Raw genomic sequence first — 15765 nt, forward strand, 5'->3', positions numbered from 1 at the left:
AACGCACCGCCCCTAAGTTAAAACTTCAGCGGCTCGGGCAGCTCATGCACCTGCCACGGCAGGCCATGCTGGTTCAGCATGTCCATGAACGGATCCGGATCGAACTGCTCGATGTTGAACACGCCCTCGCCACGCCACTGGCCATTGAGCATCAGCGCCGCGCCGATCATCGCCGGAACGCCGGTGGTGTAGCTCACCGCCTGATTGCCGGTCTCCTCGAACGCGTCCTCATGGTCGCAGACATTATAGACGTAGAAGGTCTTCTCTTCCCCGTCCTTCGTGCCGGTCGCGATGTCGCCGATATTGGTCTTGCCCTTGGTCGTGGTGCCCAAAGTCGACGGCTCGGGCAGCACGGCCTTCAGGAACTGCAGCGGCACGATCTCGCGGCCTTCGTACATGATCGGCTCGATCGAGGTCAGGCCGACATTCTGCAGCACGCGCAGATGCGTCAGATACTGCTCGCCGAACGTCATCCAGAAGCGCGCGCGCTCCATTTCGGGGATGAACTTGGCCAGGCTCTCCAGCTCCTCGTGGTACATGAGGTACATGTTCTTCGCGCCGACCTGATCGAACTCGAACACCTGCCGCGTCGACAGCGCCGGGGTTTCGACCCATTCGCCATTTTCCCAGTGCCGCGCGGGCGCGGTGATCTCGCGGATGTTGATCTCGGGATTGAAGTTGGTCGCGAAATGCTGGCCGTGATCGCCGCCATTGCAGTCGAGAATGTCGAGCGTGCGGATCGTGTCGAGCAGGTGCTTCTTGATGTACATCGCGAACACGCTGGTCACGCCCGGATCGAAACCCGAACCGAGCAGCGCCATCAGGCCCGCATTCTTGAAGCGGTCCTGATAATCCCACTGCCAGCCATAATGGAACCGCGCCTCGTCGCGCGGCTCATAGTTCGCGGTGTCGAGATAGTCGGTGCCGGTGTTCAGGCATGCGTCCATCAGGTTCAGGTCCTGATAGGGCAGCGCAAGGTTGACCAGCAGGTTCGGCTTCACCTGCTCGATCAGCTTCGACGTCGCGGCGACGTCATCGGCATCGACCTGCGCAGTGTCGATGGTCACGCCAAAGCGCTCCTTGACCGATTCGGCAATCGCATCGCACTTGAACTGACGGCGGCTGGCGAGCGTGATCTTGCCGAACAGCTCGGGATTCTTCGCCATCTTGTGCACCGCGACCGACGAAACGCCGCCTGCGCCGATTACGAGAACGTCCTTCACGCCTTTGTCCTTCCTCATATGTCCCGGGGGAATGCCGCCCCCATATGGGACCAACGCCCCGGATGCAAAGGGCGTTGCGCGGGCTGGCCCTTCGCGCCCTCATTCCCCTATGAGCGCGACATGAGCATGACGATCGGACGCAGGACATTCATCGGCGGCGCTGCCGCATTCGGGCTTACCGGAACTGCCGCGGCGCAATCCGCGCCAAAGGTGTTCGCCCCCGCCCCGCCCTGGCCACCGCGCGAAACGCTGATGCTGTGGCCGACCCTACCGCCCGGCACTCCGCCCGGCATCGCGCCGTCGAAACAGCCGGTCCCCCTGCCGCTCGGCACGCCGCAGCGCTGGGAAAAGGGCATCCGCCACCCCTATCTCGGCGTATTCCGACCGCAGCGCCCCGACGGGCGCGCGGTGCTGGTCATGCCCGGCGGCGGCTATGTCTTCGTCAGCCTGATCAATGAGGGCGTGAATGTCGCGCGCGTGCTCAACCCGCTCGGCATCACCGTGTTCGTCCTCGCCTATCGCCTGCCCGGTGAAGGCTGGTTCAACCGCACCGACGTGCCGCTGCAGGATGCCCAGCGCGCGATGCGCCTGATCCGCGCCAATGCCGCGCATTATCGCATCGACCCAGCCAAGCTCGGCATCCTCGGCTTTTCCGCTGGCGGCCATCTCGGCGGCACGCTGACCGTCGGCCATGCCGATCCGGTGTACAAGGCCCGCGACACCGCCGACAGCCTGTCCGCGAAGCCTGCCTTTTCCGGTCTGATCTACCCCGTCACACAGTTTGCCAGCGCCGGCCCCAACAGCCGCTCCGGCCCGAACCTGTTCGGCGGCCCGCCCCCCGCAGGCGCGGCATCGGCGCGGTTCGACGTGCTCACGCGAGCCAGCCCCGCGATGCCACCTTTGTTCCTCGCCCACGCAATGGACGACGGCACCGTCTCGGTCGGCCAGAGCATCGCCCTGATCGAAGCCGCCCGCCGCCACAAGGTGCCGGTAGAGGCGCATTTGCTCGAACGCGGCGGCCACGGCTTCGGCGCGCTCTCGCTCCCGCCGACCAACCCCGGCCACAAATGGCTGGAGTGGTTCGCCACCTGGACCGCGACGCACGTGAAGTAGACAACTCCTCCCCTGCCCCGCAGGGGAGGAATTGGTTGCAAACCCGTTCCAATCGCCCCACCCTCCCGTCAAACAGGGGAGGACACACCATGCACAGCGCCATCTTCGGTCCGGTCATCGCACTGATCGGCTGGACACTCATCATGTGGCTGTGGATGTACTTCACCCGCATCCCTGCGATGAAGCGCGCCAAGATCGACGTCGCCAACCTTACCGGCGGCACCGGCGCAGACCTGCGCGCGAAGATCGACACCAAATCGCAATGGCCCGCCGACAATTACAACCACCTGCTCGAACAGCCGGTGCTGTTCTACGCCATCTGCATCGTGCTGGCGCTGATGGCGCAGGGCGACAATCTCAACGCCCAGATCGCCTGGGCCTATGTCGCCCTGCGCATCGCCCACAGCCTGATTCAGGTCACCACCAACCGCGTCATCATCCGCTTCACGCTGTTCTCGCTGGCGACAATCGTGCTGATGATGCTGACGGTGCATGCCGCGATGGCGTATTGGGGCGTGAGCTTCCACTAAACCCATCGTCGTCCCGGGCTCGACCCGCGACCGGGCTTCTTCTTCATCGGCGCGGAAGGCAGCCCAGCCCCGGCTCAAGGCCGGGGCGACGGGTTAGGGGAAGAGTCGCGCCAAACTCCGCTCCAGCATCATCAGCTGCCACAGCGTCCGCCCATGCTCGGCCCGCCCTGAGCGATGCTCCTCCGCCAGCCGCGCGATCGCCTTGGGTTCGAACCACCCGCTCCCGGCCAGCACCCGCGACCGCGCCAGTCCCGCCGCTTCCTCCGCGAGCGCCTTGCGGAACCACGCCGACACCGGCGTCACAAACCCCATTTTAGGTCGGTACAGCACCTCTTTAGGGAGATACGCCTCCAGCGCCTTTTTCATCAGCCATTTGCCCTGCCCGCCGCGGATCCGCATCGACGCGGGCAGCGTCGCGGCGAACTCCACGAAGCGATAATCCAGCAGCGGCTCGCGCGCCTCCAGGCTCACCGCCATGCTGGTGCGGTCCATCTTGGTCAGGATGTCGCCGGGCAGCCAATGCTTGAAATCGGCATATTGCGCCCGGTCCAGCCCGTCACGCGCGGGCGCCTCCCGCATCGTCTCGACATAGCGCGTCTCGGCACGATGCTCGCCCAACGTCGCCCGCGCCGCATCGGTATACAGCCCGAACCGCACCCCCGGCGTCGTCACCCCCACCGCCTTGGCATAGGCCGCGCCGCCCTCGTCCGCCAACGCCAGCAGCGTCGTCTTCGCGCGCAACGGCCGCGGCGCCCAATCGGCCTTGGGATAAACCCGCCCCAGCGCCCCGAACATGCCGCGCACCGATTCCGGCAGCACCGAGCGCACCCGCTCCTCCGCCGCGTGGAACTTGTACCGCCGGTAGCCGGCCAGCGCCTCGTCCGCGCCATCACCCGACAGCGCCACCGTCACGCTCTCCCGCGCCAGCTCGCACACCCGGTACGTCGCCAGCGCCGACGCATCCGCGAACGGTTCATCGAAATGATGCACCAGCGTGTCGATCAGCGCGTAATCATCCGCCGCCACGGTTTTCACCCGATGCTGCGTGGCAAAGCGTTCGGCGATCAGCGCGGCATGCGCGGTCTCGTCATAGCCCGCCTCATCGAACCCGATCGTGCAGGTCTTCACCGCCGCCCGGCTCGCCTCGGCCATCAGCGCGACCACCGCGCTCGAATCCACCCCGCCCGACAGGAACGCGCCCAGCGGCACATCGGCAATCATCCGCGAGCGCACCGCGCTGCGCAGATGGTGGATCAGCTCCGCCTCCAGATCGCGCGCCGATCCCTTGGCCCGCTGCGAAAAGTCGATGTCCCACCATTTAACCGGCGCAGGCACGGGCTTGCCCCGCTCCAGCAACAGGTAATGCCCGGCCGGCAGCTTCTTCACCCCCGCCAGCACGCTCGCATCGTCGGGAACGTATCCCAGCCCCAGAAAATCCTCGATCGCGGTGAAGTCGGGCGTCCGCCGGAACAGTGGATGCGCCAGCAGCCCCTTGATCTCCGACGCAAATGCCATCGCCCCGTCCGACAGCTCGACATAATGGAGCGGCTTGACCCCCATCCGGTCGCGGGCCAGCAACAGCGACTGCGACCGCGCATCGTACAGCGCGAACGCAAACATCCCGTTCAGCCGCGCCAGCAGCCCCGGCCCCCATGCCCGCCAGCCATGCAGCAGCACTTCGGTATCGCTATGGCTGACAAACGCCGCGCCCTTCGCCTCCAGCTCGGCGCGAACCTCCTGGAAATTATAGATTTCGCCGTTGAAGCTGACGACGACATCGCCCTCCGGCGTAGCCATTGGCTGCGCACCGCCGGCCAGGTCGATGATCGACAGCCGCCGATGCCCGAGGCCAACGCCCGGCGCAGTCCACACGCCGGCTCCGTCCGGCCCGCGATGCACCAGCGCATCGGTCATTGCCCGCACCCGCGCAGGCTCCACCGGTTTGGGCGTTCCGGTATAGTAAAGGCCAGCTATGCCGCACATCAGTCAGTCGTTCCCCGCCCGCGTTCGCCCGGCCACTAACCCGTTTGGGCTGAGCTTGTCGAAGCCCGATTCCTGCATTCTCGGCCAAACGCCCCAAACCACCGTCCTTCGACAGGCTCAGGACGAACGGAGTTACTGGCTCCCAGCCGCCCGATCCGCCAGCTCATCCACCGGCGGCATCGCGCCGAGAAACCGCTTGATCGCCGCGCGCGTCGGCAGGTCGGTCTTCTCCGCCGACACCATCACCGCCACCGCACGCTGGCGCCCACCCAGCATCTTCGCCTTCAGCGTCTCCGCCTTCACCCGCGACGGGCTGCCCGTCACCGTGTCGCCAACGCGATACCAGGTCACGACCTCACGCTCGACCGGCCCCGGCGCCGTCATCCGCAGCGCGCTGCCGCCCTCCAGCGCTGGCAGATCCTCGATCCGCACCCAGCTGTCATTCTCGCGGATCGCGCCCTGCCCGAACCCGACCAGCTCCTTGCCCTCGCGCTGGCTGGAATAGACCGCCAGCACCAGATCGACCTGCGCGCCCATTCCGTCGGAGTAGCGCGTCATCACGAAATGGTCCGCGCCGGGGAAATTGGGCTTCCAGAGCGCCCGCGTGCTCAGTGGCACCTGCGTCCACCCCGCCACCTGTGGCGCGACGACCTTGGCGGGCAGCGTATCGGCGCGCGCCGCGATCGCCCCGGCCCAGGCCATGAACAGGCTGACAATCGTAAGTGCGACGAGCGCCACCACCGCCGGCATCTGCGCCGTCCCCGGCCAGCGCCCCTGCAACTTGGCGGGATCGAACCACGGCGCATCCGGATCGCGGTCGAACCACTTCCACCCGATCGCCAGCACGCCAGCCATTACCGCGCCAAAAAACACCCAGCCATAAAGAATATGGTCGAACCCTGTCGCCGCCTCGACCGAAGTCAGATACGCGGCATAGACCGTCCCGAACGCGCGCACGCCGTTCGCGACGATCGGCACTATCAACGCAACCGCCATGAACGCGACCCGCCGCGGCCAACTGGTGTAACAGACATTCGCCACCAGCGCGCCGTACGCGATCATCGCGATCACGAACTTCGCCCCCGAACACGCCTCGGCCACCTCGAAATAGCCGTTCGGCGTGGTGATCAGCACGCCATCGACATGCGCCGGCACCCCGAACAGGTCGAGCAGCGGCACCAGAATCGCGACCGTCAGATCCTGCAGCGGCTTTTCCAGCCCCTCACCGAACGGCACGAGGAAGATCATATACGCCAGCGGAAACGCCAGCGCCCGCACCACATTCGGCCCGAGCAGCGCGACGACCGCGCCCTGCAGCATCACCACCAGCCCAAGATGCCGGAACAGCGCCACGCCGGCAGCATCGCCGAGCAACCACGCGCCCGCCCCGCCCGCAACGATCACCAGCCCCGGCCACCACGCGACCGGCGGCACCTTGGCCAAATCCACCCGCCGCTGCCACACCAGCCACCCCACGACCGGCGCAACGAACAGGCAATGCCCGAACGTCGTATTGGTCCAATAGATCGCGGTCAGATCGCCGACATCGCCCCGGAACAGGATCAGCAGCACCGCCCACACGCCAGCCACGAGTGCCGCATGCCACCGCCAAATCGCGTAGAGTCCGGCTCCGTCCGCGCGAGGCACCGATGTCGCGGCGAGCGCCGTCATGCGGCGGCGACCATCTGCGGGCTTGCAGGTGCCACCGGGTGGGACAAGCCGACAATGGCGTCGAGCGCCGACAGCCGCGCGCCCCAGCTATAGTGATCGATCACCCGCTTCCGGGCGAGCGCGCCGAATTCGGCGGCAGTCTCGGGGTCGGCAAGGATGCGGTTCACTGCTGCGGCAAACCCGCCTGCGGTGTCGCCCAGTTCGACCGTGCCGCCATGATCGATACCCGTCGCGGCGGCCGATGTCGCAACCACCGGACGCGCCATTGCCATCGCCTCAAGGACCTTGTTCTGGACTCCGCGCGCCAGCTTGAGCGGCGCGACCACCACCGATGCGGCGTGCAGCCAGGGCCTGACATCGGCGACCTCGCCGGTCACCACGACCCCGTCATGCCTCGCCAGCGCGATGACCGCCTCGGTCGGCTTGCGCCCGACAATCGCGACTTCAAGGCCTGGATGCCGCACTCGAATCTGCGGCAGAATGGCCTCGACGAACCAGATCACCCCCTCGACATTCGGGCGGTAATCCATCTGGCCGGTGAACACGATGCGCATGCCGTTGCCTGCGATGTGCTCAAATGGCGCATCGGGATCGAACACGCCGGTGTCGATGCCGTTGCCCACTGCATGCACCCGCTCGGCCCCGCTCTGGGTACGAAACAGCGCCGCCTCCTCCTCGCTCACGAACAGGCTGGCATCGGCGCGCGCGGCGACCGCCTGATCGTGGGCGGCGAGCAGGCGCGCCTCGCGCCGCATCACCCACCGATGCAGCCCCTGACCTTGCGCGCCATAGGCGGCGAACTTGGCCGAATCGACGTCGACAAAGTCCATGATCACCCGCTGCGGCGCGTCGGCCGGCACATATTGGGCCATCTGGCTCGAAAAGACATAGATTGTGTCGATCGGGTGCTGCGACAGCATGCCCTTCACCGCACGCCGCGCGGCACGCTGGCCGAACGCAGCGACGGACACCGGGCGACCGGTCAGCAAGGCCTCAACCCCGGCAACCGCCTGCCGCTTGCCGCGCCACAGGACGCGCTGCTCGCCAGTCAGGCTGGACAGTCCCGGTCCAGGCATCAGGTCCGCCGGATCGTCGGCAAATGCCAGCAGATGGACCCGGTTGCGCGCGGAAAGGTGGCGCAGGATGTGATAGGCGCGGATCTTGTCACCACGATCGGGTGGAAACGGCACGCGATGCGCCAGGAACAGGATGTCGCCCATCAGCCCAGCCCCCGCGAAATCCACGGCCCGACACGATTGGCGATGGAGAGCGGCAGCTTGCTCCACACCGCCACCTGCAACCGGTATTTGGGGTTCAGCGGATTGGCGTCGCGGATCGCCGCGCCATCGGCGACGCGGTCGTAATAGGTCAGCGGTTGCGGCTCGAATCCCCAATTTTTCTTGAACGCCGCCGCGCCCGTGCCGACCTTCGACCGCCCGAAATCGAACCGGGTGCAGCCCCGGTCGCGCGCATGGCGCATCAGCTCGAAATACATGCGGTCATTGGCACGCAACCGGCGCGCCTCCGTCGTCCCGCCACCCCAATAGGGAAACACCGTCCGCCGCCAATACAGACTCAACACCGCGGACACCGGCTTACCTTCACGCCGCACAACCAGTACGTCGGCGGCGCCACCAAATTCGTGCAACACTTCCGTAAACAGGTGACGCGGAAACACCGGCGTCCCCAGATTGCGCACCGATTCCGCATACACGGCATAGTGCGCCGCGACATCGACCGGGTCGCGCCCGATCGAAACGTCCAGCTCGGTATCCAGCGCCTTGCGCACCTCGGCACGCTGCTTGCGCGGGATGGCGAGCAATTCGGCGTCGTCATCCTCCGCCAGCGGGCGGGCAAAGCCCAGATAATGGCTGTCGTCGACGGTCCATTCCGGTCCCGGCCGCGGCCCGCCGCGTACCTCGACACTCGGACAGCTCAGCCGCTCCGCCAGCGCCCAGCTCGCCTCCGCCAACGCTTCGACCACCATCGGCTTGTCGGCCAGAATGCCGCCACCCACGCCAAACCCCGCCGACGCCAGCACCCGCCCGAACAGCGGCGAATGCAGCTCGGTCAGCGGCATAACGCCGACAATCCCCAGCTCGCCGCGCTCGGCGATCAGATAATGGCTGCGTTGCCCGCAGCCCTTGGCCACCGCCGCGCTCCACGCGGGCAAGTGAAACGGTGTCGCATCGGGGTGCTCATGGACATAGGCACCGATCCGCGCACGATCGATCGTATCGCCAAGGTCGGCGACGCGCAGCGTCAACGGGCGCAGCTGGATCGGTGCGTTCACGCCGCCGCGCCCAGTGCTGGAGCGCTATCGAGCAGGGCCGCTTCCGCTGCCGCGACCCGATCGGTGCGATTCCAGCGATGCGCGGCGAACAGCGTCCGCAACTTCCCGGCCATCGCGCCGAGCCGGCTGTAGTGCCGCAGCTTGGACTTGAGCGGCGCATTCGCCACGCGCGGCTGGCCTGGATCGACCTCCCACGGGTGAAAGTAGAATATCGCCGGCTGCCCCGCCGCATTCAGTTCGCGGATCGCGCCCTGCACGACGTGTCCGGGCAGCAAGCGGAAGAATCCGCCCCCGGTCGTTACTTCACGCCCCAGAAAGCGAGCCGTCGTCACCGGCAGCTCGATCAAGTCGCTTCCCGCCACCGGGCGATAGGCGCGACGCGGCGCATCGGCCCAGCCATAGTGATCATGCCCGATCGGCGCGACGCTCGACGAATAGGCATAGCCTTCCTCCGCCAGCACCTGATGCGCCCAGGGGGTGCGGACGTCGATCGAAAAGCTCGGCGCGCGATATCCGGTCACCTTCTGCCCGGTCGCATCCTCCAGCACCGCCCGCGCGCGGGCGATATCGGCGCGAAACTGCTCCGCCCCCATCGTGAACACGCGCTGGTGGTCCCAGCCATGGCTCGCCACCTCATGCCCCGCATCGGCAATGCGGCGCATCAGCGCGGGATAGCGCTCCGCCACCCAGCCCAATGTGAAGAACGTCGCCTTGACCCCGCCTTCGCCGAACAGCGCCAGCACCGTGTCGGTGTTCGCCTCGACGCGATGCTCCAGCCCAGCCCAGTCGTCGCGCGCGATCACGGTCTCGAACGCGCCGACCTGGAACCAGTCCTCGACATCGACCGAAAGGGCGTTGGCGACCATCGTCAGGCAGCGGCCCCCTGCCGCATCGGACGGGCATCCTCAACCTCGACGAAGTCGACCATCAGCGTCAGCACCCGGCGCAACGCAGCATCCTGTTCCTCGATCCGCGCCTCCAGCTTGGCGAACCGCGCCGCCAGATCGGCGTCCACATCCGGCGCAGGTGCCGGCTCTGCGGCAGGCGCAGCCGGCGCCGAAATCTCACGCCGCAACGCCTCCATCGCCGCACGTGCCGCCTCGGGCGGTGCGGGAACCGCTGTGGCAATCAGGCGCGCCGGTGCCGAGGGCGGCATCGCTCCAGAGAGATCGCCCTCCAGATCGGCGATCACCGCCTCGACATCCGCGCCGGTAAAGCTCGTAATCTCCTCGATCGCGCCGAGCAGCAGCACCCGGCCGGCGAGCAGATTGACCTTGCGCGGGATGCCGCCGGACCAGCGATAGATCGCCGCGATCGCATCATTGGTAAAACGCGGCTTGCCCCGCCATCCGACGCAGGAGAGACGGTGGATCAGGTACGGCTCGAGTTCGTCCGCACCCATTCCATCCAACGCATGCATCGCGATCACCCGCTGACGCAGCTGGTCGAGGCGTGGATCGGACAGGCGTTCGCGAAACTCGGGCTGGCCGAGCAGGAAAATCTGCAATAGCGGATAGCCGCCCGCCTGGAAATTGGAGAGCATGCGCAGCTCTTCGAGGCTCTCGATCGGCAGTGCCTGCGCCTCATCGGCGATCAGCAACGTCCGCCGCCCCTGCCGCGCCACCGCGTGCAGCTGCTTCTCGATCGCCGCAAGCAGCTGCGCCTTGGCCAGGTGCGTCCCGTCAATACTCAGCCCCGCCGCGACCATCAGCAGCAGATCCTCGGCCTCGATCTGGGTCGTGACGATCTTGATGACGTGCAGCCGTTCGGGGTCGATCGTCTCCATCAGGTGACCGACCAACGTCGTCTTGCCCGCCCCCGGGGCGCCGGTGATGACGATGAAGCCCTCACCCTGGCTCAAGCCATAGCCCAGATAGGCCATCGCCTTTTTGTGCGTGGCGGTATCGTACCAGAACGCAGGGTCCGGCGTCAGCTGAAATGGTCGCCCGCTCAGGCCATAATGGTCGTCGTACATCTTGCCATCCTTGGACAAAAAACGTTCAGAAACCGTAGCGAAGGCCAAGCTGTGCCTGTGCCTGCGTATTGCTGCCTTCCCCGTCGACCTCGAAGCTCGAGATACCGAGCGACGCGACCGCGCTCAACGGACCGAAATTGTGGTAATAGGACCCCGCCGCACCGCCGCCCATCACGCCCGGCGCACCGGCGATCCCGCTCTGATAATAGTTCAGGAACACATTGCCATTGACCCCCGACCGCGCGCTCAGCGCCCGTGCGGCAAACAGCTGCGCATAATAGGTGTCGTCGCTGCTCCCGGCCAGCACCGAACTGCCCGCCGGGACCAGATAGCGCCGGTTGGCATAGCCCGCGCCCAGCCCCAGCGTGGTCCGACCCGCGTTCATCGCCAGCACGCCCGACACGCCGCGCGCGCGGTAATTGGCGCTGGCGACCGATCCCAGCGCGTTGGTCAGGCACCCGCCCGCTGCCGTGCCGCTGTCGCCGAAGATGCAGCCGTCGAACGCATCGCCGAACGAATCGGTCGGAACATTGAAGCTGGTCGGCAGCGCGGCCAGGTCGCTCGCGAGCTGACGGCCAAAGCTCTGGACCGAATCATACACGCCGATCTGCAATCCCGACCGGCTCGACATCTGCCACTGCAACGATCCGGTATAGCTCATCGAATCGTACCGACGCCCCGCGCGCACCTCCAGCATCAGCCGCGCGCTCGGCTTATAGATCACGCCAGCGTCCCAGAAGATGCCCTCGATCTCATAGGCAAGGCGCGGCGGCGATGCCGGATCGGTGACAAACCGCCCCGCCCCATCGCGCACGATCGCGCCAGTCCCGTCGCGCAGCGCATCCTTCTGCGTAATTTCGATCTTTTCGTAGCCCACGCCGCCTACGACCGCGAGCCCGCGACCGATCGGCAGCACCGCATCGACGCGGCCATATTTGCCGTCGAACTTCTGGTCGAGCTGGCTCATCTCCTCGCGCTGCCACGCACCCGCGACGCTCAGCCCCACCGGCAGGATCGTCCCCGCCTTCACGCCCGCACGCACCTGCGCGAGGTGGTTGGTCGCGCTGTCGAACACATCGACCGGCGGCGCGGCCGGATCGATCGACGAGATCGTCGGCGCCTCGACCTTGGTATAGCCAAAGCGATAGGCGGCACTCAGGTTCGCCGGGCCGTTACCGGTGTGGAAGGTCGGCCCGCCATAGACCGAATAGACCTGCGCGACGTTGCGGACATTGCCCGCCAGATTGCTCGGCGCATCGCCGCGAATGTCGCTGCGCGCGCGCGTCGCCAGCGCCCCGCCCTCGACCGTGAGGCCCGGCGCAACCTTCACCGCCGCGCGCGCAAGGCCGCTATGCGTGTCCTGATCGGTGACATCATTCTGCCAGTCGAAGCGGCGCTCGTACTTGTACGAAAGCTGCACCTCGACCCGGCGCGTCTGGATCGACGCATCGACCCCCGCGCCGATGGTGGAATAGGTCAGCACCTCGCCCCCGCCCGAAAGGTCGGCGACCAGCACCTGCCCTGCATCGACATAGGGAGTAATCGACTTGCTCTTGTCCTTCGCCAGCGCGGGCGCAGAGATCAATGCGGTGGCGGCAAGTGCCGCGGCGAACAGCCTCATTGGTCGGGCTCCCCGTAATAGGCGCCATAGCTGCCAAAGCGGCGCCCGTTCGGCTGGATCGAAACGCTGTTGAGCAACAACTGGATATGGTCACACCCGTCGAGCAGCCCGACCGCGTCGCGCAGCTCGCTTTCGCGCGTGCGATCGGCGCGAACCACCAGCATCACCTGCCCGACATGGCTGGCGAGCGCGCTCGCCGGCGATGCCGCGAGGATCGGGGGCGAATCGAAGATCACGATACGGCGCGGATTGGCGGCGGCCAGCCCGTCGAGGATCGCGTGCGCCCCCGCGCTGGCGAGCAGCTCGGTATCGGCGACGCTGCGCGTACCTGCGGGCAGCACCGACAGCTGCGGCACATCGGTGTCGATCACACAGTCCTCGGCGCTCGCCACCGCGCCCGTCAGGACGTCGAGCAGGCCGGGGCCGTCCGGCGCACCGAGCCGCTGGAGCACATCGGGCTTGGCGAAATCGGCATCGACCAGCAGGATTTCGACATCCTTCTCCGCCGCCATCGACAGCGCAAGGTTGATCGCGCAGAACGTTTTGCCATCATTCGGCTTGGCCGAGCAGACCAGGATCATTCGCGAACGATCGTCAGCGCCCTCGCCACCGGCGGCGCGGATCTGGCGCGCGGTAGTCAGCAACTGACGCTTCACCAGCCGGAATTCCTCGGCCAGCGCAGTGACGGTCGCGCCGGGCACCAGCATGCCATGCTCGGCGAGTTGGTCGCGATCGATCGCGACGCGTCGCCGCGCGCCCGGCTCCTCAACGGCCGGCTGCACCGGCTCCGGGGCAATGGCAGGCTCGGGGCGGACGAGCGGCGCACGCGGCGCTTCCACCGCGTCGAATGCGGGAACGTCTTGGTGCGGCCTGGGCGCAGCGGCCACCGGCGCGGGCGCGGGCACCGTTGGCGCGGGCGCCGCCGGTTGCGCCGCCTGGCGCTGGACGAACGCCTGATGCGCCACCGCCCGCTCCAACAGCGATCCGCCAAGCCGTTTGGGAGTCTGGTCGTTCATCGCCTGCCCTTCACGCGCTCATGCCACGCTGGAGCATTTCGAGCCCCAGCAGCGCCACCCATGCAACGACCAGTCCGGCGGTCGCCGCTGCAAACATCTGCAGCCGTTTGCGGCGCAGCGCGGTCTGCGCGCCGGTCACGACTTCACCGATCGATCCGATCACCGGCATCCCGCTCATCTTCTCGAGCCGCGCCGTGGTCGGGAAGGTTCCCGCCAGCTGGCTGAGGCCGAACGCCACCGCCACACCTGCACCCAGCCCGACGATCAGCACGCCGGTCAGCAACAGCGGCCGGTTTGGCGCGGTTGGCGAAGGTGGTGCGGTCGGCGGATCGATCACGTTGAACTTGACCGCATCGGCCTGGCCCGCAGCCTGGCTGCGCAGCTTCACCTGCTCGCGATCGGCGAGCAGCTTGTCGTAAGCTGACTTCATCACCTGATAATTGCGGTCGATCTCGGCCTGTTCCTGCGCCGCAGCGGGATCGCCCGCGATTTTCTGATCGATCGCGCCCATATCGGCCTCGATCTGGGCCTTGCGGTTGGTCAGCGCGGCAACCTGCGCCGCCTTGTCGGCCTGCATCGCGCGCAGGCTCAGATACAGCGGGTTGGCGCTCGCACCACCACCGCCGCCCGAATAGACCGGCTCGCGCTTCGCCGCGCCCTGCGCCGCCGAAAGCTGGCTCTTGAGCGCGATCACGTCGGGATGACTGTCGGTCCACCCGCGCGCGCGCGCTTCCGTCAGCTGCCCTTGAATCGCCGACAGCCGTGCCCGTGCCGGCCCGGCGACCCCGCCACCGCCGCCCGGACCCGCGACCGTCGCGGACGTGCCCGCCATCTGGCCGTTCACCGCAGCAAGACCGCTCTGTGCCGCCGCCAATTCCTGATTGACCTGCGCCAGCTGCGCGCGCGCCGCCGACAGCCGCTCCGACAGCGTACCGGTGCCGGGCAGCGAACCCAGATAGCGGTCCTGAAAATCCGCCTTCTTGGCTTCCGCCTCCTGCAACGCCTTTTGCCGCTGGGCGAGCTGCTGGTCGAGGAACTGGAGCGACTGGCTCGCCTCGTCGCGGATCGTGCCAAGATTGTCCTCGACGAAAATGTCGATCAGCTTCTGGACGATCGTGCGCGACAGCTTCCCATTGTCCGCGGTCGCGGTGATCTCGAACAGATTGTCCTGCTGAGCGGTGATCTTGATCTTCTTCTGCAGGCCCGCGACCCGGTCCGCGACATCGCGGTCGGTTGCGACGGTATTGGCAAGGTCGGTGCCGCGCACCACCTTCTCCAGGTTGGTGGCGCTCGCCAGCGTCGTGCGGACGCGATCGATATCCTTCTGCTGCTCCTGCTGGGTCGCAATCCCCTCGCCCGGCAGAATCTGGCGCAGCTGGACAAAAATCCGCGCACGGCTCTCATACTGGTTGGGAATCTGTGACACGACCAGCCAGCCGGCAAGGCACACGCCCCAGGCAACGGCCATGGCGATCCATCGGCGTTGCCATACGCCGTGAAGTGCCGTCCTGATTTCGTCCCACAATCCCCCCACCGGGCGGTCTCCGTCTGGTTAGAACATGCTTTCGGGAATGATGATCACGTCGCCCGGCTCCAGCCGGACGTTCGCGCTCGTATCCCCGTTTTTGAGAAGGTCGGACAGGCGCACCTTGTATTCGCGCTGCTTGCCCGTGCCCTTGTCGTACCGGATCAGCCGCGCGCGGTTGCCCGCCGCGAACTCGCTCAGCCCTCCGACCGCGATCATCGCGTCGAGCAGGGTCATGTTGGCACGGTACGGCAGCGACGCCGGCTTTTCGGTCGCACCGACGATGCGCACCTGCTGGCTGAACGTGCCCGAAAAACTCTTGACCACGACCGATACGATCGGGTCCTTGATATATTCGCCCAGCGCATATTTGAGATCGTCGGCCAGCATCGCGGGCGTCTTGCCCACCGCCGGCATATCGCTCACCAGCGGCGTGGTGATCCGGCCATCGGGGCGCACCTGCACCTCCGCCGACAATTCCTGATTGCGCCAGACAAAGATCTGCAGCGTGTCGAGCGGCCCGATGACATATTCCTCGCCCGGCCCCTCACGGCTCGCGACGAAGTTGGTGGATGGCAGCTCGGGGCGATCCGCGCCGCCCATACATCCCGAAAGCGCCCCCGCGAACATCAGCGGAAGCGCCAACCCTTTGCCGATCTGTCCCAAACGCATCACTCTCGAACCTCCTGACGCCCGCGCAGCCCGGCGTCCCGGGGCGCTACGCACGAACAACCGCTTTGCTATGGCGGCGGGAGGTAAAGATTGCGTTAGGAACGCGGTGCTGGCGGCCTGACGTGAGCGTTTTGAGCGGCTTT

General features: G+C 66.8%; 13 protein-coding genes. 2 read left to right on the forward strand and 11 right to left on the reverse strand.

The window, feature by feature from the left end; genetic code table 11:
- Positions 1–17: 17 nt before the first annotated feature.
- On the reverse strand, positions 18–1223 hold the full coding sequence (locus VGN66_RS18415) for a saccharopine dehydrogenase family protein (RefSeq protein WP_327520223.1): 1206 nt from the start codon (positions 1221–1223) through the stop codon (positions 18–20).
- Between the two features lie 120 nt (positions 1224–1343).
- On the opposite strand from VGN66_RS18415, the gene VGN66_RS18420 reads away from it, so the two are divergent.
- Both VGN66_RS18420 and VGN66_RS18425 read left to right on the forward strand, forming a co-directional pair.
- Complete coding sequence (locus tag VGN66_RS18420) at positions 1344–2336, forward strand: alpha/beta hydrolase (RefSeq protein WP_327520224.1); 993 nt, start codon at positions 1344–1346, stop codon at positions 2334–2336.
- Between the two features lie 89 nt (positions 2337–2425).
- Positions 2426–2866: an MAPEG family protein gene (locus tag VGN66_RS18425; RefSeq protein ID WP_327520225.1), complete on the forward strand. Its 441-nt coding sequence runs from the start codon at positions 2426–2428 to the stop codon at positions 2864–2866.
- Positions 2867–2959: 93 nt separating this feature from the next.
- On the opposite strand, the gene VGN66_RS18430 is transcribed toward VGN66_RS18425, so the two are convergent.
- The 10 genes from VGN66_RS18430 to VGN66_RS18475 form a co-directional block, all read right to left on the reverse strand.
- Complete coding sequence (locus VGN66_RS18430; RefSeq protein ID WP_327520226.1) at positions 2960–4849, reverse strand: XrtA/PEP-CTERM system amidotransferase; 1890 nt, start codon at positions 4847–4849, stop codon at positions 2960–2962.
- A gap of 132 nt (positions 4850–4981) precedes the next feature.
- Positions 4982–6520 (reverse strand): exosortase A, encoded by a 1539-nt coding sequence (gene xrtA / locus VGN66_RS18435; protein WP_327520227.1) that lies wholly within the window; start codon positions 6518–6520, stop codon positions 4982–4984.
- On the reverse strand, positions 6517–7740 hold the full coding sequence (locus VGN66_RS18440; protein ID WP_327520228.1) for a TIGR03087 family PEP-CTERM/XrtA system glycosyltransferase: 1224 nt from the start codon (positions 7738–7740) through the stop codon (positions 6517–6519). Before VGN66_RS18440 ends, xrtA begins: the two co-directional genes overlap by 4 nt.
- Positions 7740–8813, reverse strand: coding sequence for a FemAB family XrtA/PEP-CTERM system-associated protein (locus tag VGN66_RS18445; protein WP_327520229.1), 1074 nt, complete (start codon positions 8811–8813; stop codon positions 7740–7742). Before VGN66_RS18445 ends, VGN66_RS18440 begins: the two co-directional genes overlap by 1 nt.
- Positions 8810–9679, reverse strand: coding sequence for an XrtA system polysaccharide deacetylase (locus VGN66_RS18450; RefSeq protein WP_327520230.1), 870 nt, complete (start codon positions 9677–9679; stop codon positions 8810–8812). Before VGN66_RS18450 ends, VGN66_RS18445 begins: the two co-directional genes overlap by 4 nt.
- 2 nt (positions 9680–9681) lie before the next feature.
- The gene (locus VGN66_RS18455) at positions 9682–10788 is read right to left on the reverse strand and encodes an AAA family ATPase (RefSeq protein ID WP_327520231.1); all 1107 of its coding nucleotides are present in this window, start codon (positions 10786–10788) and stop codon (positions 9682–9684) included.
- 25 nt (positions 10789–10813) lie between these two features.
- Positions 10814–12409: a hypothetical protein gene (locus VGN66_RS18460; protein ID WP_327520232.1), complete on the reverse strand. Its 1596-nt coding sequence runs from the start codon at positions 12407–12409 to the stop codon at positions 10814–10816.
- Positions 12406–13425: an AAA family ATPase gene (locus VGN66_RS18465; protein ID WP_327520233.1), complete on the reverse strand. Its 1020-nt coding sequence runs from the start codon at positions 13423–13425 to the stop codon at positions 12406–12408. The genes VGN66_RS18460 and VGN66_RS18465 overlap by 4 nt, the downstream gene beginning before the upstream one ends.
- Before the next feature lie 10 nt (positions 13426–13435).
- Positions 13436–14959, reverse strand: coding sequence for an XrtA system polysaccharide chain length determinant (locus tag VGN66_RS18470; protein WP_327520234.1), 1524 nt, complete (start codon positions 14957–14959; stop codon positions 13436–13438).
- An 18-nt stretch (positions 14960–14977) separates the two neighbouring features.
- Positions 14978–15622: an XrtA/PEP-CTERM system exopolysaccharide export protein gene (locus tag VGN66_RS18475; protein ID WP_327520305.1), complete on the reverse strand. Its 645-nt coding sequence runs from the start codon at positions 15620–15622 to the stop codon at positions 14978–14980.
- Positions 15623–15765: the final 143 nt, after the last annotated feature.

The sequence above is a fragment of the Sphingomonas sp. genome (assembly GCF_035998645.1).
Taxonomy (GTDB): domain Bacteria; phylum Pseudomonadota; class Alphaproteobacteria; order Sphingomonadales; family Sphingomonadaceae; genus Sphingomonas.